This is a genomic window from Bacteroidota bacterium (genome assembly GCA_020161395.1).
Lineage (GTDB): Bacteria > Bacteroidota > Ignavibacteria > Ignavibacteriales > Ignavibacteriaceae > UTCHB3.
On record JAIUOE010000002.1, the window covers coordinates 318,339 to 340,382 of the forward strand.

Consider the following 22,044-nt stretch of genomic DNA (forward strand, 5'->3'; position numbering starts at 1 on the left):
AAATATTTTGGACTATTTTTTACATACTGCGAATATTATGTAACGATTTTTCGAGGGCACCATCTTTTCGAGAAAACCGTCAAGTTTTCCCAGCATCCTTCTTTGCCCCTCTGATCTGCCAAAAGCACCTGTAAAGCCTGCGGTTTTGAATGAAAATGAGGCAAACATGCAACACAATTCTTCCGCCTCATCAATCGTAATATACCGCCAATAGGAAGCCCATTTTATGAATTTTTTGCGAAGAAAAGTGTGAAGTGGGGATGCCACCAGGTTTTCCGCAAAGAGAAGAACACCACCAGGTTTCAGCACACGGTAAATTTCGGATATCCCCTTCTGCTGATTTTCTTTCGAACGGAGAGCTCCAAGTACCGACTTGAAAATTACTACATCAAACGAAGAGTCAGGGTACCGGAGTGAAGTCAGATCGGCATTCTCATATACAATCGAATTTGTTACCTGATACTTTAGGTGCATCGCTTTTGCTTCTTCAGATACCCCTTCAAGGTCTGTTGAAGTAACCTTCGCTCCCTGTTTTGCGAGCCAAAGGGAGAGACCACCATGCCTCTCCCCGATTGCAAGAGCATTTTTACCGGTGAGATCACCCGCCCGTTCTTTAAAAAACGGGAGACACTTCGACCAGTTTACCACATCCCACTCGATTACATCTTTAACGAACTGTTCGCCGGAAGTCATACTAAGGTCTATTTAACCTTCGCTATTTTTTCAATACTCGTTTTTGTCCGGTCCTTATACCTGGTGATAAGTTTATAAAGATATACACCATTTCCTATTTCATCACCGTCAGCATCCCTGCCATCCCAGTAGACTTTATTCAAACCAATCTGCATTGCTGTCGACGGAACAACAAGTTCCTTGATAAGTCTTCCGGCAATTGTGAATATTTTGATTTTCACCTCTTCAGGCGGAGTATTTCCACGCAACTCATAAGTGAACCAGGTCTCACTTGCAAATGGATTTGGATAATTATAAATCTGCTGTATATCATCTTTGTCATATATGAAAAACTGGTACTTTTGGGCTACATTACTGTACGGTATGTCAGATGCATCTTTTGTGAAAACCTCAAGTGTCTGTTTACCTTGCTTTAACCATGGTTTCCAGGTCACATCCAGTCGTGAATTGGGCCATGGTGTGTACGAAGTGTTTACCGTGTCCTTTTTGAAACCCACAGGTTTTCCGTTGAGCACAAGACTCAACCGTGTAGTATCGAGTGGTAACGGGCTGTTATCCGTGAGCACGATCTCGATAAGCGGGTTACTCGAAATAATGTCGCCATTTATCAGATCCCGCTTGTCAAAGGTAATGGTAAAATCGGGTTTTATCGTGTCACGAGTTACATAGAAACTGTCAGCACCAATATTATTGAAGGTGTACATCTCTGTTCCCTCCATCGTGACTACTGCGCGAACCTTGTTGTTGAAAACTATCTTTGAAGTATTGATTGTGTGCGAGACAGTATGAAATGTATCCGCTGCAATTTTGAACTTTTCTGTGTAGAAAGGTTCGTCGGCATCTCCAAGATATAATTTCGCTGTGGTGGAATCAGAAGGCACTTTCCCGATATTCCTCACTTTAAGCGAGACAGTAATATCAAAACCCTGAATCAGACTGTCGGGATCGAATGTGAAATCGTTGTTTGAGATGGTAATTTCCGGCACCTCTGTTTCGCAATCCACATGTATGGACCTGATAAACATGGGATTGGTGGTGGAGTACGATGTGTCCTCCATCGAAACAACTGTTCGCATGTAGGGATATGCCTGCGGGTTGTATCCTGAGATATCAAAACCGTTCGGTATCCCAACACGAAGTGTATCCCACTGCCTTGTGGTACTGTTGAGTCCGTGAAGGTCAACCTGATAAAGTGAAGTTGCGTTGCTTGTCACAATTTCATAATTAACCTTGTTCCATTTCGTAGCAGGTCCGATCTCCTTGGAGACAAGTTTTCCCTCCGAGTCGACATAATACCCGGCAAAAACAGCAATTCGCTTCTGTATCGTGTCATTTCGACGGTAAACTGTCGCATATATTTCGTCACTGTCTTCGTCATAAACCCATGAATAGAACCGTTTCAAGTCTCTCAGCACCTTGGTATCCCAGCTCAACCATTCTCCGAGGTAGCTGCCATCCGAGAGTCTTGCCGCCATAAAAAATCCGGAAGCGTAGTCCTCGTACATATACAGAATATCACCAACTATGAAAAACCCGGCTACAGATGCATAAGGCTCGATAAGAGGAAGCTCGATATCCCGTTCAACACTCCAGTTTACCGGATTGAATACTCTTACTATCGAAGCCCTTCTGCCGTTGATTCGTTTGTTGGCGAAGTTATAAATTTTCCCGTCATAGGCAGCAATCATATACTTCCCTACAACCCTCTCATCACCAAAATCGAAATCGAGCAACCCTTGAGTCAGTTGAATACTGTCGAGCTTTCCGACCGTCGGTTCCAGTTTATACAAAACATTTGAGTTTTCACCGGGATAGTAGATATGCCCGTTCAGGTATGCCATCTGAAGCCTGATTTGCTGTTTGAACCCGGGGACTGTACCGTAAAATTCACCCTGATTCGTTCCGTTTTTTCCGGTACCGACTATATATATTTGCGATTTACCGTCAGGATTCCTTTTTTGTACATCAAACCAGTAATCAGCAATATAAAGATACTTGCCGTCTGTGGTCAAACATGTCATCCCGACAGTATCAAGTTCCTCGATATGCGTAAGAGCGAACTCCCGTTTTAATCTTGGATTTGCCGGTCTCGGAACTTTTCGCTCAGTGTTTAGCAAAAGTCCGTCATAAATCTTTGAATAAGTAAGATTATGTATCTCTGAATTCAGGAGCAGATTGCCTTTAAAGTAATAACCCCGTTTTTCACCATCCACAGAAGAGTAGGTTCTGGGGCTCGACCATCTGCCGTAATCCTGACCGTCGACTATCCTTGCCCGCCAGAAATATCTTCCCGGAGGAAGAACGGACAATGAATACTTGAGAAGACCCTCATTTCCTTTCAAATTTTCAAGTACAAAAAGTGGTGATGCAAAATTTGAAGCGGTGTCTATTTCAACACCGTAAACAAACCCGCGGTTTATGTAATAGCCGATGTCAGCAAGTTCGATATCCGTGAATTTTTGTGAGGTAAACCCGTCGGGAGGATAGAGCAGACTCGGTTCTGATATGTCATAAACAGCTATTTGTCTTTGCCCTTTGTTGTCTGACAAATCATCTTCATCCACGAGTCCACCGGGATTTATCTCTGCAAAAATGGTTATTAAACCGCTTACCGGTGTAGCCCACTTAAAAGTGAGTGAATCGTTATTGCCAAATACAGGAATTCGTTTGGTGCTTATGATACCCGATGTGTCACTGGCTATAAAACTTAAGGTCACATTTACCGAATCACCCGTTTTAATTCCATAATTGGACATCTTCACCATCATCGAGAGTGTGTCACCCTTAAGCGGTGTAGTGGAAGAAAAACTCAAGTCGTTGTTTGCAATTGCGAAATCCGGTTTTGTGGGAACCGCAAGACGGAGCCCCGATTCGCCAAGATATGTAAGAAGTGCAATCTGGTTAATGTAGTAGCCGACGGGTGGAGTTCTTACTTTTGCCGCAAGCGTGGAAAGACCGGTAACATAATTCTTCAAATTAAACATCTCATCGAAGAGAAGACCGTTAAAATATGTACCAATCTGCCAGTGAGTGAGACCCGAACTTCCGAAAAATCCGATTGCACCTTTGTTCGGAATTTTCAGGAACTGCTCTCCAAATACATCCTGGTTGTCGTAGTGAGCCGTGTAACAGGTAACGCTAATTACAAAAGGAAGCCGGTCATCATTGTGCAACTGATAGATGTGGTTATTTGTGAAAATGAGATCCCACTGATAACCGCCTCCGTGTCCATAATAATTTGCAACCACAACCCCCTTGTCGAAAGCCTCCAGTATTTCGGGAGTTGATCCCTTGTATTTTTGCTCTTCAGGATTGCTTGGGTATCTGCAGATTGCAATCGCATTGAATCCTTTTGGCTCCAGAAAATTGTCTTTGAGTTTTAGTGATTCTCTGTTAAATCCAAATTGGAGCTCATCCTGCTCGTCAATACCGGAAGACATAAGAAGTACCGACTCCCTCCATTTCTTGGTGTTGTCACCGGGGTAGTTTTCCACTTTCCCCATTACTATATTTCCCTCTTCAACTGTTTCGATTGAAAGCCGCGATATTGCCATGTCGGGTGTAATATCTTCTCCCGTCAAAGCGACCAGGGAATTGTCACTCGCAGCAATTCCGTATTGAATCGAGTGGAAAGGAAGCGACGGGATATAGTTTTCCCGGCTGTCGGGAAGAATTTTTCTATAGTCAAAACTCATGTCACCAAGGAGAGTGACATAAAGGGGTGCCGGTCTTCGGAATGACTCGAAGGCATATTTCAAAAAAGATTTTATAGCAAACGGGTCCATAAGACCGCCGGAAAACTCGTCGTAAATCTCCATTACATCAACGCTGTAAACCCGCAACGGTGTCTCACCCGGGGAAACAGGCGTCGTCCGGCGAAACTGTGCAAGTCTGTCGGCAATCTGTTTGAACTTCGGGTGATAGATAATGATGTAGTCGGCTTCGTTATTTGGATTTTTGATATTCGAAGGTACATCCACTTTTATAGAGTCGACTCTTAATCCATAATCGGCATCGACGGCGAAATATTCAACACTATCGGATCTAAGTGAATCTCGGAATAGAACATCCCCTTGCGGATTTCTAAGAATCCATGGTTTTATTATTCTCTCTTTTCTATCTGGGACATAAACGAACATTGTATCACCAGTCCAATTGAATATCCAAAAAGTCTGGTAGCCCGTGTTTGGGGGACTTTTAAAATTGAAATATTCTCCCGAAGCGCGATGACTTCTGTAGTAATAAAGTTCATACCAGTTTACTCTGAGTTCATCATTCCGGTCGTCAAGGCATATATTGCCGTCTGTCACTATCTTGAACTGGTTACCAGCGCTGGCAATCACAATTGAATCGGTCAGAATATTAAATGTGGAATCATAGAGTATTTTATCCTGCCCGTTCCACTTAAGATTAGCAAGCTTTTTATCGTTAATAAAGAGATTAACACTGTGTACATAATTGCAAGGGTAAACTGTTGTCGTGATTCCATGAATCTCAGCTCGAACCCTGAGACTCGTTGCCTCTGGCGCTAAATTAGGCAAAACATCAAATCGATGAGCGAATCCATTCTCAGGAACCCCCCTGAAGGCATTTATCCGTTGCCAAAACCAGTAATCTCTGTTACCGTTTGGAGCCCATCCCAGGCGTTCATAAATTTTGTCTTCTTCAAAATGAAGTTTCCATTCTGTGAAGTTAAGTCCCGCTGTGGGAGTTGGGATGGTTCCGTCTCTGTCCTTATACCTCAATCCGCTTGTATCAGCCTGGTAGGAGAACCAAAAAACATTCGACTTGTTGTACAAATTCAGTGTTGCATGCGGGGAAGGCGGCATCGAATCACCCGCAAAAATAATGTAACTTCTACGGGTAAAAATGGAATCATTATCTCCATAAATTGCCAGTGGAATCTCCCCTTGGGGTCCGAATATTTGAAGTTTTTTATTCTGAATCTGGAGGTTTGCAGGCATTCCCGCCTCAATAAGTTCCTCGTAAGTCAGTTTGTATATGTTTCTTTTGTTCAGATACAATTTTAAATATTGCTTTGCGGGATCATACCATTTGGTCTGTGAGGCGGCGTTATCGGGAAGATTTGATTTTTTCTCACCAATCCACTTTTTGGCATCTTCAAAGTTAATGATTGTGTTTTTAAGAAACTGAGCGGTCGCCAGATCATTGACAGGTGTGACCATAAATGCATCACTGTATTCGATGTTATAATCGATTCTCACAGTGATCGAATTGTATCGTACGAGCTCCCTCGACACAGGATTGTACTGATAGGGAGAAACTATTACCGGTTGAATTTCAGAAAAACGGAATGAATATCTTCCCTCGAGACGGGCAAGCGCACTCGGGAAATAACGATCGATATTGTAGAGGTCTTTGTCGAAAAAGAGCAGTTCAGGCTTGAAAGCAATTGAATCGACGAGAGAAAAAGGAAGAATAAAACGGTTTTCGGTCTCCCCTCTTTCAGAGGCAATCACGGATATCTTTGGTTTTGAATTGTAACTTATTCCTACCGAGACTGAATACTCAGGTATTGCCGGCTCCCCTTCCTTCATAAAATACATTCCATCGCCCGGGAAATACGAGAATTTCCGTCCGCCAATTAATGTATCCCTGACCTTCGTAAAATTGCGGAGATCGAACTTTAACACCATGTATTCCGGAGTTTTTTCGAGAATTACATACTTTTGGGGAAAGATTTCGGCAATTAAGGCGAGGAGAAAGAGTATAATTAAGCCGCGAAGTCTGAGCATAAAATAAACCGTTGTTTCTTGAAATTAAAGTTCAATTTACAATGAAAACAAATTGTAAAACAAGAGAAAAAATTAATATCTAAATGGTTAAAAATAGAAAAGATTCAGGGTAGCGTAGAAGTAGCTTTCGGGGAAAGGCTCTAAAAAATTGCTTTTACGGTAAATATAACCCGCTTTTATAACAGTGTTTGCTCCCGGAACAAGATTCATCGCAAGTTCAACAAGCGTTGTGTTCTGAAACTCTCTGGAAAGGAACCATGCGTCTTCATTCGAGAGTGAATTTGTGCTTATGAAAAACGAACCGCCATGGTTTTCCACAAGGTTTCCGGCAGAATCATAGATGTTTTCGCCATGCCTTATGTGTTTGTAGTCCAGTGAAAAGCGAAGATATGACTCTACCTGCCAGTCAAGTCTCAGATTTATCATATCCGAGTTCGGCTTCACATCCAGTCCGAGAGGGAAACTGTTGTTCAAGTATGCAAGGTCTTCCCCCGCCGCAGGGTGCGCGAATGTGTAAGGTCTCACAAAATAATATGTGGCACTGACTGTAAACTTATCGTCGAAGGAAGGGATGTAAATAAGCCCGGCAAGGAAGGAAAACCGGTTGTTAAATTTCTGAAATTTACCGGGTACCATATATTGGAAGTTGATATCATCAAAAATCAGAGAACCAGTCAGTTCCACTCCCCTCGCAGGTCTGTATCTTGCATCTATTCCGATCAGCGAATTATCCAGGTCCTCGAGTGATCTCTGTGCGGACTCCCAGAAAAGGAAAGGATTGAGGTAACCAAGTTCAAAGGAACGGTTTGAGTATATTATTGACTGCCACACCGCTACTCTGATTTTTGATGACAAATCGACTGAGATTCGGTTCTGAGCTGTGTATTTTTCGACACGGGCTTTTGTGTCCCCTGTAATCACATTCCCCGGAATGATATACTGTGGCATAACAAGCCAGCCATGTAAATAACTGTATGAGAACAAATCAGTTTTAATGGCAAAACTTAACTTGTCGAACATCTGTGAGGTGGCTGAAATTTTATCTTTGTTGAAAAAGTTTTCTCCCCACACTTCCCTGTTTCGTGAAATCGAGGCGGAAAAAATATCCTTCTCGAAAAAGATACCCCCCTCGGTGCCGTCAAAATGCTCGAGTCCCGTTCTTCTGAAAGTAAATTTCTGAGCCACCAGATTGTCAGTCTGATTCAACTGTCTCGACCCGTAAGTATTTCCGTTCCAGGCGATAATGTAAGCCGAGAGCCAGTCCTTGTAATTGAACCGTACCGAACCGCCATACCTCAGATATGCTGCGGAATTTCCGTCAAACCCCTGAAGATTGGTACCGTGTACCTTGAGTCCCAGTACGGGATCAATTGAAACATTGTAATTTTTACCCTGATGTTCATAAAGATGTTGCGGGTAATCAGATGTAAAATAATTGCTGAAGGTCAGTTTCTCACCGGATTCACCGGGAAGGAAATTTTTTTTGTAGTATTCAAGTTCATTCACGAAGGCAGGACTCAACTCACCCCGTTTACTGTCGAGTTCTTTGAGATGTTTTATAATTTCCGAGTGACTTTTGGGAAGTATCGCATCGTCGTAAAAGTTGAGATAACCCGAGATGGAAGCTCTTCTCAGGAAAAAGTAAACCGGATTTTCGGAATTTACGGGCTCAGGCTGGGAAAAAAGTGTGGAAGAAATGAGAAAGGCTATTATAAGGACCTTTTTCAATTCTTATATGTTTCCTTCGTTTGTTATTACAACCTTGGGAGTTCTGAGAATAATTCTTAAATCCGACCAGAATGTCGCCTGACGGTAATAGTCAATTTCCATCACAACTCTTTCCTCGGGTGACAATGACTGCCTGCCGTTTATCTGGGAAATGCCTGTGATACCGGGCTTGAAATTGAATACCTCTCTCTGTTCGGGAGTAAACTGATCGGTTATCTTGGTAAGTTCGGGACGCGGACCAACAATGCTCATATCTCCCAGCAGGACATTTATTGCCTGAGGGATTTCATCGATGGAGGTGCGGCGAAGGATCTTCCCGACTTTGGTCAACCGGGGATCGTCTTTTTGGGTAAAGTCGGGTCCCAATTGCTCGGCACCGTCTATCATACCTCTAAGTTTGATCATTTTAAATGGTTTCCCACCAAGACCTGTTCGATCCTGAATGAAAAAGGCATTACCTTTCGACTCAAGTTTAATAGCAATTACAGCTATTAGCAAGACAGGTGACGACAGAATCAAGGCTAAACTGCTCAAGATTATATCTGTGAGCCTTTTTATTAAACTTCCGGTTCTTCCCATAAGGCTGTTTATTTCTTCACCGTGCCAATTACTTCTTAAGCTATTCTGCAAATCGGCTATTTAATCTCCGTTAATTATCTCAATTTTGTAACCTTCAAAATTAATATTTGTTTTGATTTTATCAAAATCATTTAACGGAATAAACGACCTTATTCTTTTTTTATTTGACCCAAATCATATAAAACTATAAATTTCCGGTAACCGGTTTGAAAATGATCTCCTCAGGAACGATATTTGTGTCGTCTTTAAGGAAGCACACTATAAATTTTGCGAGTGATTCAGGTTGCATCATCCTCTCCCGGTATTTATCCCTGACTTTTTCATGCCAGATCGGTGTCTCCGTGGCTCCCGGCAACACATCTATCACTTTAATATTGTGCTGACGGACCTCCTCCCGCACCACCCGGCTGTATTGCAGCAGTCCTGCCTTCGACGCGGAATAGATGCTGCTCGCCTTCAACACATCCCGGGATGCAACCGATGAAATGTTCAGAATTGTACCCGAACCTCGCTTGATCATTGATGGAAGCACTGTCTGAATCGTGTACACGGAACCTAACAGATTGGTTTTAATAATTGCATCAATCTCCGCAATCGAGGTGTTCACAGCTTCTTTAAAAGTTGTAACCCCTGCACAGTTAATCAGAATTGATGGTGCTTCCCCGTCCAGTTCAGTTTTGAAAAAAGTTTCGATACTCCCTGAAGAAGACACATCACATACGGCAGTTTTAAGATTGGGGGAGTTGACCGAACTAAGAAGCGAATCCAGATTTTCCCTGTTTCTTGAAGTGGCGATCACCCGGAATCCACCGGCAACAGCCTCAGCCACAAGCGCTTTTCCGATTCCCGTACTCGCACCGGATATCCAGATGTTCATCATAATATTCTGGAGTCTCCCGTTCTGATCAGACTAAGGAATTCCACTCTGGTTTTGGGGTCATTCTTAAAAACTCCGTGCATGGTGGAAGAGGTGGTCGAGGAATTTTGTTTTTCAACTCCACGCATCATCATACACATGTGATATGCTTCCGAAACGACCGCAACCCCTTTTGGTTTAAGGTAGGTATTAATCGTGTCAGCGATTTCTTTTGTCATTCTCTCCTGCACCTGAAGTCGTCTTGCGAACACTTCCACAATCCGTGGCAGTTTGCTCAATCCCACTATTTTCCCGTCCGGGATGTAGGCAATGTGGACCTTCCCAAAGAAAGGAAGCATGTGGTGCTCACACATACTGTAGAAGTCGATGTTTCTTACCAAAACCATCTCATCGTACTCCTCATTAAATATTGCACCGTTTAAAACCTTGTTTATATCTTTTGAGTAACCCGAAGTCAGATATTCATAGGCTTTTGCCACTCTTTTGGGGGTTTTCAACAGTCCTTCCCTCTCGGGGTTTTCACCAATCTCTGTCAGTATGTGCTCAACATATCCTTGTACTCTCTCAATGTCCATCTCTAATCTCCAAAATATTCAACGAAATTATTCTCTGTTTCATGTAATTTTATCTTGTAAAGTCTGCCGTTAGGAATTTTATCGACGAGTTGATCCCAAATCTTTACTGCTATGTTCTCTGCAGTGGGGATTACCCCTTTCATGAAATCAACATCCAGATTCAAATGTTTGTGGTCAACTTTACGGATCACATTATCTATGATTATTCTTTTCAACTGCTTCAGGTCCAACACATATCCTGTGCGCTCATCAATCTCTCCTTCGACCACCACTTCCAGAATATAATTGTGACCGTGTCCATGATAGTTGTTGCATTTATCGTAGATTTCCTCATTTTCTGAATCGGAGAAATCAGGGTTGTAGAGCCGGTGGGCTGAAGAAAACACCTCGCGCCGGGAGACAAAAACTTTCGGTCCCATAATCTATTCGCTCAGAGCTTTCTTCACTTCTTCTGTGTGACCTTCCACTTTTACTTTGTTGAACACTTTTTTAATTGTTCCTTCAGGATCAATTACAAAAGTTGTTCTTTCAATTCCCATATATTTTTTCCCGTACATGCTCTTCTCTTTCCACACACCATATGCTTCCAGCATCTGCTTGCTCTCATCGCTCAGGAGTGTGAAATTCAGGTTGTATTTGTCTGCGAATTTTCTGTGTGACTTTACAGAATCACCACTGACACCAATAATAGTTGCATTTACACCTTCAAATATTGAAAGTTCATCTCTGAAGCTGCAAGCTTCCTTTGTGCATACACTTGTATTATCTTTTGGATAAAAAAACAGTACAACACTCTTCCCTTTCAGATCAGTCAGTTTTACTGTTTCACCGTCCTGATTCAAAAGTTCAAAATAAGGAGCCTTATCTCCGGCATTTAACATAAATTCATCTCCATAAAAGTTATAATCAATATATGTTATAACAATCTTTTTAGTGCTTAGTTCAAAATCCCCGCACTTTTTGTCCAGCGGTCGAATCCTTTCTCAAGCTCTTCAAAAGAATTGATTGCAAAGAGGACGGGCTGCAGATGCCAGACTTCATATTCCTGGTGAATTATCCTTTCAGGATCAAAATTGTGAACCACAACCTCACTTCCGAGGGCATGATCGACCTCTTTAAATGAGGAAACTATGCCTGCTCCGTATATCCTTCTTCCGGCAGATGTGTTTATCAAACCAAATTCAACTGTAAACCAGTGAAACCTTTCAAGAAATATCTGTTGCTCCCCTTTTGCCCGAAGTGCTGCCTCACCAAATTTTTGGTAAAAATTTGCAAAGTTTTTATTGGTCAGCAATGGCATGTGTCCAAATATGTCATGGAAGCAGTCGGGGGCGGGGGTATAGTCAATTTCGTGCTTCCCCCTTACATAGTCAGTGGATGGAAAAACTCTTTGCCTCAGCAGTTCGAAAAAGTTCTGCGCCTGGATCAATCCCGGTACTCTCCCGATCTTCCATCCGGTGGTGCCGTCCAAAACGGAACTCAGATGCTTCAAGGAGGGTATCTTTTTATCATCAAAACCCATCAGTTCAACACCCTTTATATATTCTTCGCATACCCTCCCTTCAAGCAATCCAGTCTGTCTCCTGTAGAGTTGTCCCCATGTGTCATTGTCATCATCACTGTATTCAGGTGTGACAATCTGATCTCCGACAGGCGGAAGACCTTCGAGGGTCATCGGTATGCACCTCGGGTCAATCTCCTCATCTGCAGCTTTTTCGTATGCACCTTTATATTTTGATTCTTTTTCATCCAACATTTTTTGATCTCCGTTGTATGTTGTTAAATCCTGTTAACTCATCTCCAGCATTTTTTCGAGAGGTCTTAGTGCCTTTACCCTTATCACTTCCGGCATTGTAATCTCCGGTGACTTTCTCAACATGCACTGATACAGTTTTTCCATTGTATTTAGCTTCATGTAAGGACAGTTGTTGCAACTGCACGATTCATCCTGACCCGGAGCGGGAATGAATTTCTTGTCTTTGACTGCCTTCTCCATCTGATAAATTATTCCGGGTTCGGTAGCAACAATGTATTCGGTTGAGGAATCAGTCTGCACAAATCTCAGAAGTGCGGAGGTGGAACCGATAAAGTATGCCTTCTCCAGCAGATGATCTTCACACTCGGGATGTGCAATCAATTTTGCATCAGGATTTAGGAGCATCAACTCCTCAATTTTCCTCTGACTGAAAGTCTCGTGAACAATGCAGGAGCCGTCCCAGAGCACCATCTCCCTGCCGGTTTTTTTCATTATGTATTTCCCGAGATTTTTATCGGGAGCAAAAATTACCGGCTGATCAAGGGGTATCTGTCTTACTATCTTTTCTGCATTGCTGGAGGTGACTATGATGTCACTTAGTGCCTTTATCTCTGCGGAGCAGTTTATATAGCTTAAAACCAGATGATCGGGATACCTGTTTTTGAACTCGGCAAAAGGTTCTGCCGGACATGAGTCAGCAAGTGAACAACCCGCTTCGAGATCAGGAAGTAACACGAGTTTTTCCGGGTTAAGTATTTTTGCAGTCTCTGCCATGAAGTGTACACCACAAAAGATTATGACATCTGCCATCGACTCCTTTGCCTTCCTTGCAAGTTCAAGACTGTCACCGATAAAATCTGCGAGCTCCTGAATGTCGCCCGTCTGGTAGTAGTGTGCCAGAATAACGGCGTTCATCTCTTCTTTAAGACGGATTATCTCCTTCTCATAGTCGATCGCAGTTTTGTTCTCAAGTAATTCTTTTAACATTATATTCTTTTCTTATTCTCATTTTTGAAAAAATTTTCTCGGACACGGAAATTTATCGATAAATCAGTAAATAAAAACACACCAAATAAAACATTTTATTTTGGCATGATAATTGTAGTAATATAGCACTCGATGAGATGTTCCTTATACCCTCCTTATAGTAACACACACTAACTGCCGGAAATGCGCCCTCTTTTCCGGCAGTTCCACTTTAAACCGGCTTCTCCCTGATTTACAATTTCGTATTTTGCATTATGGATTTTAAGAATTATCGATTGCACATGAAAAAAACATTAACGCTTCTCCTCCTCACCACCATTTCGCTTTTTTCACAGGACAGTCTCGTCTTTGTAATAAGAGTGGATGATATTCAATCACGAAACACAACTTACATGCCTGCCGGCTTAACACCATTTCAGACTGCTGTTGAGATGAGAGGTGGAAAAGTAACCTGGGCAGTGATGCCCCACCGGTTAATTGAGAGCATGAACACAAACGGTGCACTTACAAAAGAACTTAAAAACACGGTCGTCCGCGGTCATGAAATCTCTCAGCATGGTTATAACCACACCTGCCCCCAATGCAACGCAACGGGACATGAATTTTATTGCGTCAGCCAGTTTTACAACCACCCCTATTCCGTTCAGCAGCAAATGCTGCAACAAGGGATGACACTTCTTTTCGATTCTTTGGGATACATTCCGAAATCCTTCGTACCGCCGGGTCATTACGCTGATACCACCACCTTTGATCTCCTGGTTGAAAACAATTTTGAATTCCTCTCTTCTACGGGTGTAACAAAGGATTATATATTCCCCGGACTCTACAACCTTCGAATGCATCAGGAATATACCTGGCAACTCACCGAAGGCACCTACAGATCCAAAATGACTCAGGCTCTTTTTGATATAAGAACCAACGGGATGTCCGACAAGTATTTTGTGATTCTCCATCACGATCCTTTCATCAGACAGGGGTATTTGAATGGAATTGTCGTAAACTGGATGGGAGAACTGATGGACTCCCTGAACAGAGAATTTGGCGGAAAGATTAAATACAAAACCTTGAGCGAAGCAGCTTCCTCTTTCAGGGATGTCGGAACTTCAATTGCGGAAACAAACTCCTCCTCGCCGGAAGGGTTTCAACTCTCGCAGAATTTCCCCAATCCTTTCAATCCTTCAACCAAAATTTCCTACCGGTTACCGGCATCGGGGTTTGTCTCATTAAGGATATTTGACATGACAGGCAGAGAGGTGAGGAATCTGGTAAACGGGTATCAGGAGTCAGGCGAACATTCATTCAATTTTGAACCCGGATCAGAATCAAGCGGGATCTTTATTTATCGACTCGAATTTGAAGGAAAACGGCTTTCAGGAAAAATGCTCTATTTGAAATAGCATCACCCGGGAGGCATTCAAACAGTCGATTTCATGAAATTGATGGAATCGATTACATCGGATTTTTTTGCACTTACATCGATGTGAAGGTCGCCCGGTTCACCGATAAGTACAAATTTTACTTCACCGTTCACCCGTTTTTTGTCACCCTGCATCGCGGTGTAAATCAGTTCGGAATCATAATCTGCAATCGTCTTCTTTACAGGATATCTGCAAAGGAATGATACAACCTTATCAAAAGTGGACTTCGACATTATCCCCATCCTGTTCGCAAGGAATGCCGCACCCCTCATACCGGCGATCACACCAATTCCATGCTTGATCCCAAAGGAGGATACTGATTCTATCGCATGCCCGAAAGTATGACCCAGATTCAGAGCGTGCCTCATCTTCAGATCAAGTTTATCCTGCGTAACAACATGATTTTTGATATTCGCCGAACGGCTGATTAAATAGATAAGATCTTCCTCGGGGATATTGTTGGTTCCATCGAGTTTTTCGAAACAATATTCAAAAAAATCCTTTTCGAGCAGAGCATATTTCAGCACTTCTCCCATACCGCTCAAAAGATCCTCTTCAGGAAGCGTCTCAAGGAATTTCGCCGAGGTTATCACTGTCTCCGGTTCATAAAAACTTCCGATAAAATTTTTGTATTTGCTGTAGTTTACACCAGTTTTACCACCAATTGAACTGTCAACCATCGCGAGAAGTGTAGTCGGAACATGCACCAGTTTTGTCCCTCTCATGAATGTGGAGGCAGCGAATGAACCGGTGTCACCTGTTATTCCCCCTCCAATCACAACAATACAACTTCCCCTGTCCGCCTGATTTTCCAAAAGGAAATCGTATATCCCGAAAAGGGTATCAAACGACTTGTTCTCCTCATGTGCCTCAAGCACAAAGTGATTATTGGGAAGAAGCAGATCACCAAAAAGCCCGGAATAGAGATTCTTCACATTCTGATCTATTATGTAAAAACAACTGTGCTTCTCAGAAAGACTCACAAGTTTCTCCCTGACACCATTCAGAGTTGAAACGAGTGAATAATTGAACGAACCATTTGTGCTCTCTATGGTAATGTTCCTCAAGATTTTCTTCCTTTATCGGGTTTTCCGGTTTTTATTCGTTTTACAATTTTATCGATGCTTTTACCAAAGTTGTCGGCTTCCGTCTCAATGGTAATGTGCGCAGATTCATACCCGGCTTTTCTAACTTCAAACAGGGCAGTCAGCTTTTTCATCCCTTCATCCTCATTCATTTCGGAATCATTTTCGGAACGAAACAGGGGGCGATTGGTCTTCTTTCGAATTCTTTGATATATAACAGAAAGATCGGCTTTCAGGTAGACCAGCAATCCTGAAGCTTTGCAGATTTCGACATTTTCCTTGTCGATCAGCGTACCTCCGCCAAGCGAAATTACTGCACCGGAAACAAGTGTCAGCTCAGCAAGCTTATCCTTTTCCAGTTGCCTGAACCAGACCTCACCTTCTTCAAGAACGATTTTTGCTACACTCTTTTTAACATCTTTCTCTATCTCCCTGTCAATGTCGTAAAAGTCCCAGCCGAGACAGTTGGCAATTACTTTGCCGAGTGTTGTTTTCCCCGTTCCCATAAAACCGGTAAGATAAATTCTTTCTTGCAAATCTTTGCCTAAAGACCGTATCTTAACCCGACAAGGAAAGAAGTCCCCTCGAGAGAAAGTTTTTGATAAAAGGATTTTTTACCGAGACTGACAGGCTTTCCATTGTAGGCTCCGTTTAAAGAAGCGTATTCCCCGTTAAATTCTACTTCCGGATCGCGAAATTTCATTGTAAAAAAAAGGCTGGTTTTAGATTGAATAAAATATTCCATTCCGCTTAAAATATGTATTCCATACGATGCTTTCGATCCTCCGGCTCCGGGTTTGATTCCGGCGACTTCCCTTTGCGAGTTGAAAAAATATAAACCCCCGCCTCCGCCTATGTAAAAACGCCATGTGTCGTTGCTGAATGGAAGCCGGTATTCAAGCGATATTTCAACCGGAACAAATGTGTAACCGTCATTCACCGGTATGAAAATGGTTCCTGATTCACTGTCCACTGTCTGACCGTAATACTCGGTTCGCTTTGAAGAATACTCGACGGAGGCAACGGCAGCAAGATTACCGGTTAACCCGAGACTCACCGAGAAATGAGGGGATAGGAAACTCCCGAACGATATCTCTCTTTCCCGGAGATCGTAATCAGAGACATTGGCATATGGTAATATCCTTGAAGCTGTGCTGTAGTTCAAACCGGCGGAGATACGGATTTCATTCTGTCCATTTATAATAAAAGGCAGGGTGATAATCAAAAACGATGTAATTAAAAAAATTTTCATTTCAACATTCAATTTATGATTATCGCTTCGATATAAAAAACCCCACCTTGACCGCTTGAGGCAGATCACGAGGCGGGGTTAAAATTGTTACATCAGTTTTGAGCGAAGTATTTTACTCTTGCCTCTTTTTTCATATGCTCCATCCATTGCTGGAAAGCAGCCTGACGGCGTTCACCGAGTATCTGATCTCTAATGGTGTTCCTCTGAGCAAGATATTTCTGCTCATCGAATGATTGTCTCATCTTAACCACCATTAAATAATATCCTCTGATTCCCTTTACAGGACCTGTAACGGTATTCAAAGGAGCCTTTGAAGCTGCATGACTGAAAGGATAGTCCATACCGAGTGATGGTATGTTTCCGGCAACGATAAATGAATCAGCGGAACCGAATCTGATATTCTTGTCGAATCCGGGTGCTTTTGCAAGATCATTACCAATCTTTCCTTTTACATCATTCAGAGCAGCAAGTGCCAAAGCAAATTTCTTCTCTTTGATCACCGATGCTTTTACTTCTTCCTTCACTGTATCAAATTTCTTTATACCGGCTTCGTTGACTTCACTGATCTGTGCGACAACCAGTTGATCACCAACAGTGGTTACAGGTGCAAAGTCCTTCAGTCCCTCTTTGAATGCAACAGCTACCAGATTTCTGCTGTAACCGAGTCCGGGAACTGCAGCCACTTCCTCAGTGAAAGGTGTGGTTTCCTGTGCAACAAGGTTTTTGCTCTTGGCTGCTGAATCAATTCCGATTTTCTGTGCGAGTGCCAGGAAGTCTTCAGCATCTCTTCTAAGAATTGTTACTGTCTGAGGTGAATAGTTAAGTTTTTTAACTATTTTCTCGACGACCATTTTCTTTGCAGAGCGCTCTGAAACTTTAATAATGTGATATCCAAAATCAGTCTTTACGGGAGCCTGTACTTCACCAATCGGTCCGTTAAAACAAGCATCCTCAAAAGGTTTTACCATAGCGCCTTTACCGAACCAGCCCAGATCACCACCGTTGGCAGCAGAACCGGGGTCTTTCGAAACTTCTTTTGCAGTCGCTTCAAAATTTTTCCCTTTTTTCAGCTCTTCGTAAAGCTTTGTTGCTGCCTCAAGATCTGCTTTGTCGTCACCCGACTTGTTCAGCAGGATGTGTGATGCTCTCGCAAACATATCCTTGCCTTCAACCACATCAGAGATTTTGAATATACCAACCTCACCATCACCGGCGAGCGGTCCGACAATCTGACCGGCTTTCAAATCACCTTTATAATTCTTCAGTGCTGCGGGCAATGTATTTACAGCGAAAGTATCCTTTGAATAAGGAGACTCACTCTGTGCTTCTACAAAACTCTGAAATGTGCTGACGGAATCTGTTTTTAATCTCTTAAGCACATTGTTTAAAATTGTAAGAACTGCAGCCGAATCTTTTGCAGACGGTACGATCTTAAATGTAACAAACTTCATCTTTCTGTTGGCATCCTGTCTGTAAAGAAAGCTGTTTTTGTTGTAAAACTCTTTAAGTTCGTCATCTGTGGTTTTGATGGTTGAATCAGGATAGACATTAAGATCAAGAAGAGCATAATCTGCACTCATCTTAAGTTCCTGACCTGAGAATTTCCGTCTCATTTCGGGTTCGGTTACAAGAACTCCGGCGCTGACAATAGCCTGAAGCTTCTGGAAGAGGATTTGCTGCTTAATTTCAGCTTCAACCGCAATCAGGTTTTCTTTGTTACGCGGATCTTTCAATGCAGCTTCATACTCTGCTCTTTTGAACACTCCGTTTGAGTCCATGAATGAACGCTTCAGATATTCAGGGGGGTTTTCACCCAGTACAACATTTCTGATCTCGTCATCCGAGACTTTTATGCCGTATTTTTTGTATGCTGCTTCAAGTATCTTTAATTGAACGAACTGATCCCAAGCCTGCTCTCTGTACATTTGTTCATTCGACATGTCAGTAGCCTGACCGCTCTGCTTGAGACGGTTAAGATAGTTCTGATAAAAAGTTTCAAATTCCTGAATGTTAATTTTATCGCCGTTTATCTCACCAATGGAGCCACGGTCAGCGTTCATAAGATTGCTGAAATTCATATCACTGACTACCATGAATAAAATAAATATGCCACCAACTCCAAGAATGAACCACGGAGCTAAACTCCTGATCCTATCCATATAACCCATATTAAAGAATGCCTCCGGGATTTTTTTTAAACGAATTACAAATTTAGTCAGATTCCCCTTCAAAATCAATTTATTTATTAAGATTATTTTATTACTCTCTGAAATGCTGCCGATTTCAGAAAATATTCCCTATTTTTGTCAGAAAGAATTTCCGAGCATTAAAGAAACACTGAATGAACAGACTCCCGGATATATTAAAAGCTGCCGAAAGACGGTTTGTAAAGCATGGCACTGCAAAAACCACCCTTGACGAGATTGCCCGAGACTTGAGAATCGCAAAATCGACTGTTTACCACTATTTCGATTCGAAGGAGGCACTTTTCCTCGCTGTCGTAAAAAAGCAGATAAACGACTATTTCACCGAGTTAAGGGAAATTTTTAACAATGAGGAGAAAAAATTCCCGGATCGTTTCAGAAGTTATTTCTACCTGAAAGCGAATCTGAAAACGAAATACAAACTGATTTACGGGATGATGCTTGCGGAACTCGCTGAAAACACCCTTCAGGGTGAAAGAGAATTGCTGGAATCCCTTTTGAAGGACGAGGAACAGTTGATAAAACTTGTTTTCACCGCATACTTTAACGATGCCTTGAACACACCCAAAGATGATGCCCCTCTGTTGTTCGTAATGCAGACAAACATGCTCCCTTTTCTGAATGATTTCTACCTTTCGGAATCAAAAACACAAAGTGAATCCCTTATGCAAAAGATGCTCGATCAGTTTGAACTGCTGCTGAACAGTCTGAACAACTATTAGCCCTCTTCAGTAGATCCGGGACCGTTTGAACTGTCACCCTCGAAAAACTCGCTGTAATTGTGGCGGACGGTTCTTGCTTCCACAATAAAATAAACATCCTCGGCAATATTGGTTGCGTGATCACCTATCCGTTCAAGCTGTCTGCACATAACCATATAGGCAACCGCCTCATCAATTGAATCCCTGTCTTCCTTCATAATGTCGATAATAAGTCTGTGATTTTCCACATTTATTCTGTCAAGAGCTTTGTCTGCCACAATCACCTTTTTGGCAAGAGAAAGATCCAGACGGATAAATGAATCGATGGAATTCTGAATCATTTCTCTGACAATTCGTGCCATATCGAGAAATTTTATTCTTTCAAAAAATGAGGGTTTTCGACCCTTCAGAAGGAAATTCTCACAAAGGTTTACGGCTATGTCCCCTATTCTCTCAAGGTTATTGTTGATTGTCAGGGCAGACATCAGAAATCGAAGGTCGGCTGCAAGCGGATGATTCAGTGCAAATATTTTCTGGCAGGCTTTACTGATTTTAAGATCGTAGGAATCAACTTTCAGGTCCAGCCTGATCACTTTCTCAGCAAGTTCATTATCTTCAGTGGTTACAGCCTTCAAAGCAGATTCAACCTGATCATCCACGAGACTGCACATCTTAATCATCCGGCGTCTTAACTTAAAAAGCTGAACATCTATTCTTTCGGGCATACCGCTAAACCTTTATCCTTCCTGTCAGATATTCCTCACTGAGTTTTTTCTCCGGTTTTGTAAAAAACTTTATCGTCTGATTGGCTTCAACCAAAGTCCCCTCATTAATCAGCACAGTGTAATCACTCAGGGAAGCAACCTGCTGAAGGTTGTGAGAAACCATTATAACTGTCACTTTTCTTCGAAGATCATAAATCAGGTCTTCTATTTTTTTTGTCGAGAAAGGATCGAGAGAGCCCGTAGGTTCATCGAGCATCAGAATTTCAGGTTCTGAAATCATTGCCCGGGCAATCGTAATCCGCTGTTGCTGCCCGAGAGAGAACCGGAATGCTGATTCATCCAGCCTGTCTTTCACCTCATCCCACACGGATGCCTGTTTCAGAGCAATCTCGACTTTTTCACTTACCTCAGTTTTGTTTTTTATCCCCTGTAACCTGAGAGGGAACGCCACATTTTCAAAAACAGATTTGGCAAAGAGAGCGGGCTTTTGAAAAACCATTGCCGCTTTTCTCCTCAGATTGGCGATATCAGTGGCATCATCCAGGACATCAATCCCGTCTATTAAAACCCTGCCGCTGGAGGAATAGTCGTTTTTCAGTTCGTTTAGCCGGTTTACAGTCTTTAAAAGTGTGGTTTTCCCGCACCCGGAGGGACCGATGAGACATGTTATTCTTTTATTTACTATCTCGAGGTTCAGATCTTTTATCGCATGAACCGGACCAAAGTTTACATTCAGCTTCTCGAATCTGATTTTTATTTCTTTCATTCTCCCTCGCCTCTGCTTGTGATTTTTCTGAATTTATGTCGTAAATAGATTGTAGTACAGTTGCAAACGATTGTAAGGAAAATCAACACGAGTGTACCGGCGTACTGATAAGGAAGTGTGGCTGACTGTGCCGTCGACTGCGTTGAAAGTATGAAAATATTGTATGACAGGTAAAGAAATTGTTCAGTCGGATCTATCAACGGGAAACAGAACCCGGTGACACAAAGATCGAAAACCGGAACCGAAGGGAGGAAAAATGCACACCCCAGAAAGAGGAGCGGAGCGGTCTCGCCAATAGCCCTGCTCACAGAGAGTATTATCCCTGTAAACACTCCTGATATCGAATGAGGGATTAAAACACTCCTCACCATCTGTAATTTTGTTGCCCCGGCACCATATGCGGTCTCACGGTAACTCTCAGGTACTGATTTGAATGACTGATAAGTAGTAATCACCACCATCGGAACGAGCATAAATGCCAATGTGAATGATGCCCACAACATTGACGGCTTACCGAACACAAGCTCAAGTCCAAAAAATGAATCCATCCCTGTCCCGATGTTCAGAACAAAAAATCCCAATCCGAATATCCCAAAAACCACCGATGGCACACCTGAAAGATTATAGAGCATGAAGAGGAAAAACTTGTCAAATGCCCTGTTGATCGAATATTCAGCAAGATATAAAGCTGTGGTAACCCCGACCGGAATCACAAACGCAAGCATAAGCACGACTGTTGCAAGTGTACCAGTGATTACGGTGCCTATTCCACCATTTGCCAGATCACTCGACTGTGCAGAGGTCAGGTATTCCCATGTGATCACAGGAACCCCTTCGATAACTATTTTAAGAAAGAAGAGGAGATAGACAAGCGCAGGAATCAGAAAAAGGATTCCAAAAAACAGTACAGTAAATTTATCAACCGTGCTTCCCTTCCTCATG

17 protein-coding genes and 3 pseudogenes are annotated in these 22,044 nt (G+C 42.4%); 2 read left to right on the forward strand and 18 right to left on the reverse strand.

Annotated elements, in window-relative coordinates; translation table 11 throughout:
- Window positions 1-12 precede the first annotated feature (12 nt).
- The 10 genes and pseudogenes from LCH52_03970 to nadA all read right to left on the reverse strand — a co-directional run bounded on the left by LCH52_03970 (window position 13) and on the right by nadA (window position 12,891).
- Window positions 13-693, reverse strand: coding sequence for a class I SAM-dependent methyltransferase (locus tag LCH52_03970; GenBank protein MCA0387631.1), 681 nt, complete (start codon window positions 691-693; stop codon window positions 13-15).
- An 8-nt stretch (window positions 694-701) separates the two neighbouring features.
- Window positions 702-6,449 (reverse strand): C25 family cysteine peptidase, encoded by a 5,748-nt coding sequence (locus LCH52_03975; protein MCA0387632.1) that lies wholly within the window; start codon window positions 6,447-6,449, stop codon window positions 702-704.
- Window positions 6,450-6,536: 87 nt separating this feature from the next.
- Window positions 6,537-8,177 (reverse strand): hypothetical protein, encoded by a 1,641-nt coding sequence (locus LCH52_03980; GenBank protein ID MCA0387633.1) that lies wholly within the window; start codon window positions 8,175-8,177, stop codon window positions 6,537-6,539.
- Between the two features lie 3 nt (window positions 8,178-8,180).
- Complete coding sequence (locus LCH52_03985; GenBank protein MCA0387634.1) at window positions 8,181-8,756, reverse strand: sugar transferase; 576 nt, start codon at window positions 8,754-8,756, stop codon at window positions 8,181-8,183.
- 184 nt (window positions 8,757-8,940) lie between these two features.
- Window positions 8,941-9,636: an SDR family oxidoreductase gene (locus LCH52_03990; protein ID MCA0387635.1), complete on the reverse strand. Its 696-nt coding sequence runs from the start codon at window positions 9,634-9,636 to the stop codon at window positions 8,941-8,943.
- On the reverse strand, window positions 9,633-10,208 hold the full coding sequence (gene folE, locus LCH52_03995) for a GTP cyclohydrolase I FolE (GenBank protein MCA0387636.1): 576 nt from the start codon (window positions 10,206-10,208) through the stop codon (window positions 9,633-9,635). Before folE ends, LCH52_03990 begins: the two co-directional genes overlap by 4 nt.
- A gap of 2 nt (window positions 10,209-10,210) precedes the next feature.
- Window positions 10,211-10,627, reverse strand: a complete 417-nt coding sequence (locus LCH52_04000; GenBank protein MCA0387637.1) for a 6-carboxytetrahydropterin synthase — start codon at window positions 10,625-10,627, stop codon at window positions 10,211-10,213.
- Window positions 10,628-10,630: 3 nt separating this feature from the next.
- Window positions 10,631-11,089, reverse strand: coding sequence for a thioredoxin-dependent thiol peroxidase (gene bcp / locus LCH52_04005; protein ID MCA0387638.1), 459 nt, complete (start codon window positions 11,087-11,089; stop codon window positions 10,631-10,633).
- 56 nt (window positions 11,090-11,145) lie between these two features.
- On the reverse strand, window positions 11,146-11,964 hold the full coding sequence (locus LCH52_04010; protein MCA0387639.1) for a phenylalanine 4-monooxygenase: 819 nt from the start codon (window positions 11,962-11,964) through the stop codon (window positions 11,146-11,148).
- A gap of 33 nt (window positions 11,965-11,997) precedes the next feature.
- Window positions 11,998-12,891: pseudogene (gene nadA / locus LCH52_04015) on the reverse strand (quinolinate synthase NadA).
- 341 nt (window positions 12,892-13,232) lie between these two features.
- Here nadA and LCH52_04020 point away from each other — a divergent pair.
- Entirely contained in the window at window positions 13,233-14,348 is a 1,116-nt protein-coding gene (locus tag LCH52_04020; GenBank protein MCA0387640.1) for a DUF2334 domain-containing protein, read from the forward strand.
- 17 nt (window positions 14,349-14,365) lie between these two features.
- Here LCH52_04020 and LCH52_04025 read toward each other — a convergent pair whose 3' ends face one another.
- The 5 genes and pseudogenes from LCH52_04025 to LCH52_04045 all read right to left on the reverse strand — a co-directional run bounded on the left by LCH52_04025 (window position 14,366) and on the right by LCH52_04045 (window position 18,865).
- Window positions 14,366-15,436, reverse strand: coding sequence for a 3-dehydroquinate synthase (locus LCH52_04025; GenBank protein MCA0387641.1), 1,071 nt, complete (start codon window positions 15,434-15,436; stop codon window positions 14,366-14,368).
- Window positions 15,433-15,990 carry a shikimate kinase gene (locus tag LCH52_04030; GenBank protein ID MCA0387642.1) on the reverse strand — a complete coding sequence of 186 codons (558 nt, stop codon included), beginning with the start codon at window positions 15,988-15,990 and terminating at the stop codon, window positions 15,433-15,435. Before LCH52_04030 ends, LCH52_04025 begins: the two co-directional genes overlap by 4 nt.
- Window positions 15,991-15,998: 8 nt before the next feature.
- Window positions 15,999-16,706 (reverse strand): hypothetical protein, encoded by a 708-nt coding sequence (locus tag LCH52_04035; GenBank protein ID MCA0387643.1) that lies wholly within the window; start codon window positions 16,704-16,706, stop codon window positions 15,999-16,001.
- Window positions 16,707-17,584: 878 nt separating this feature from the next.
- A pseudogene (locus LCH52_04040) lies at window positions 17,585-18,286 on the reverse strand (peptidylprolyl isomerase).
- A gap of 72 nt (window positions 18,287-18,358) precedes the next feature.
- A pseudogene (locus LCH52_04045) lies at window positions 18,359-18,865 on the reverse strand (SurA N-terminal domain-containing protein).
- Window positions 18,866-19,047: 182 nt separating this feature from the next.
- Between LCH52_04045 and LCH52_04050 the strand changes: the two are divergent.
- Window positions 19,048-19,632 carry a TetR/AcrR family transcriptional regulator gene (locus tag LCH52_04050; protein MCA0387644.1) on the forward strand — a complete coding sequence of 195 codons (585 nt, stop codon included), beginning with the start codon at window positions 19,048-19,050 and terminating at the stop codon, window positions 19,630-19,632.
- Here the strand turns inward: LCH52_04050 and phoU are convergent.
- The 3 genes from phoU to pstA are packed head-to-tail and all read right to left on the reverse strand — an operon-like array spanning window position 19,629 to window position 22,043.
- The gene (gene phoU, locus LCH52_04055) at window positions 19,629-20,336 is read right to left on the reverse strand and encodes a phosphate signaling complex protein PhoU (protein ID MCA0387645.1); all 708 of its coding nucleotides are present in this window, start codon (window positions 20,334-20,336) and stop codon (window positions 19,629-19,631) included. The genes LCH52_04050 and phoU overlap by 4 nt on opposite strands.
- A gap of 4 nt (window positions 20,337-20,340) precedes the next feature.
- Complete coding sequence (locus LCH52_04060) at window positions 20,341-21,102, reverse strand: phosphate ABC transporter ATP-binding protein (protein MCA0387646.1); 762 nt, start codon at window positions 21,100-21,102, stop codon at window positions 20,341-20,343.
- A complete protein-coding gene (pstA, locus tag LCH52_04065; protein MCA0387647.1) occupies window positions 21,099-22,043 on the reverse strand; it encodes a phosphate ABC transporter permease PstA in 945 nt (314 codons plus the stop codon). The genes LCH52_04060 and pstA overlap by 4 nt, the downstream gene beginning before the upstream one ends.
- Window position 22,044 lies beyond the last annotated feature (1 nt).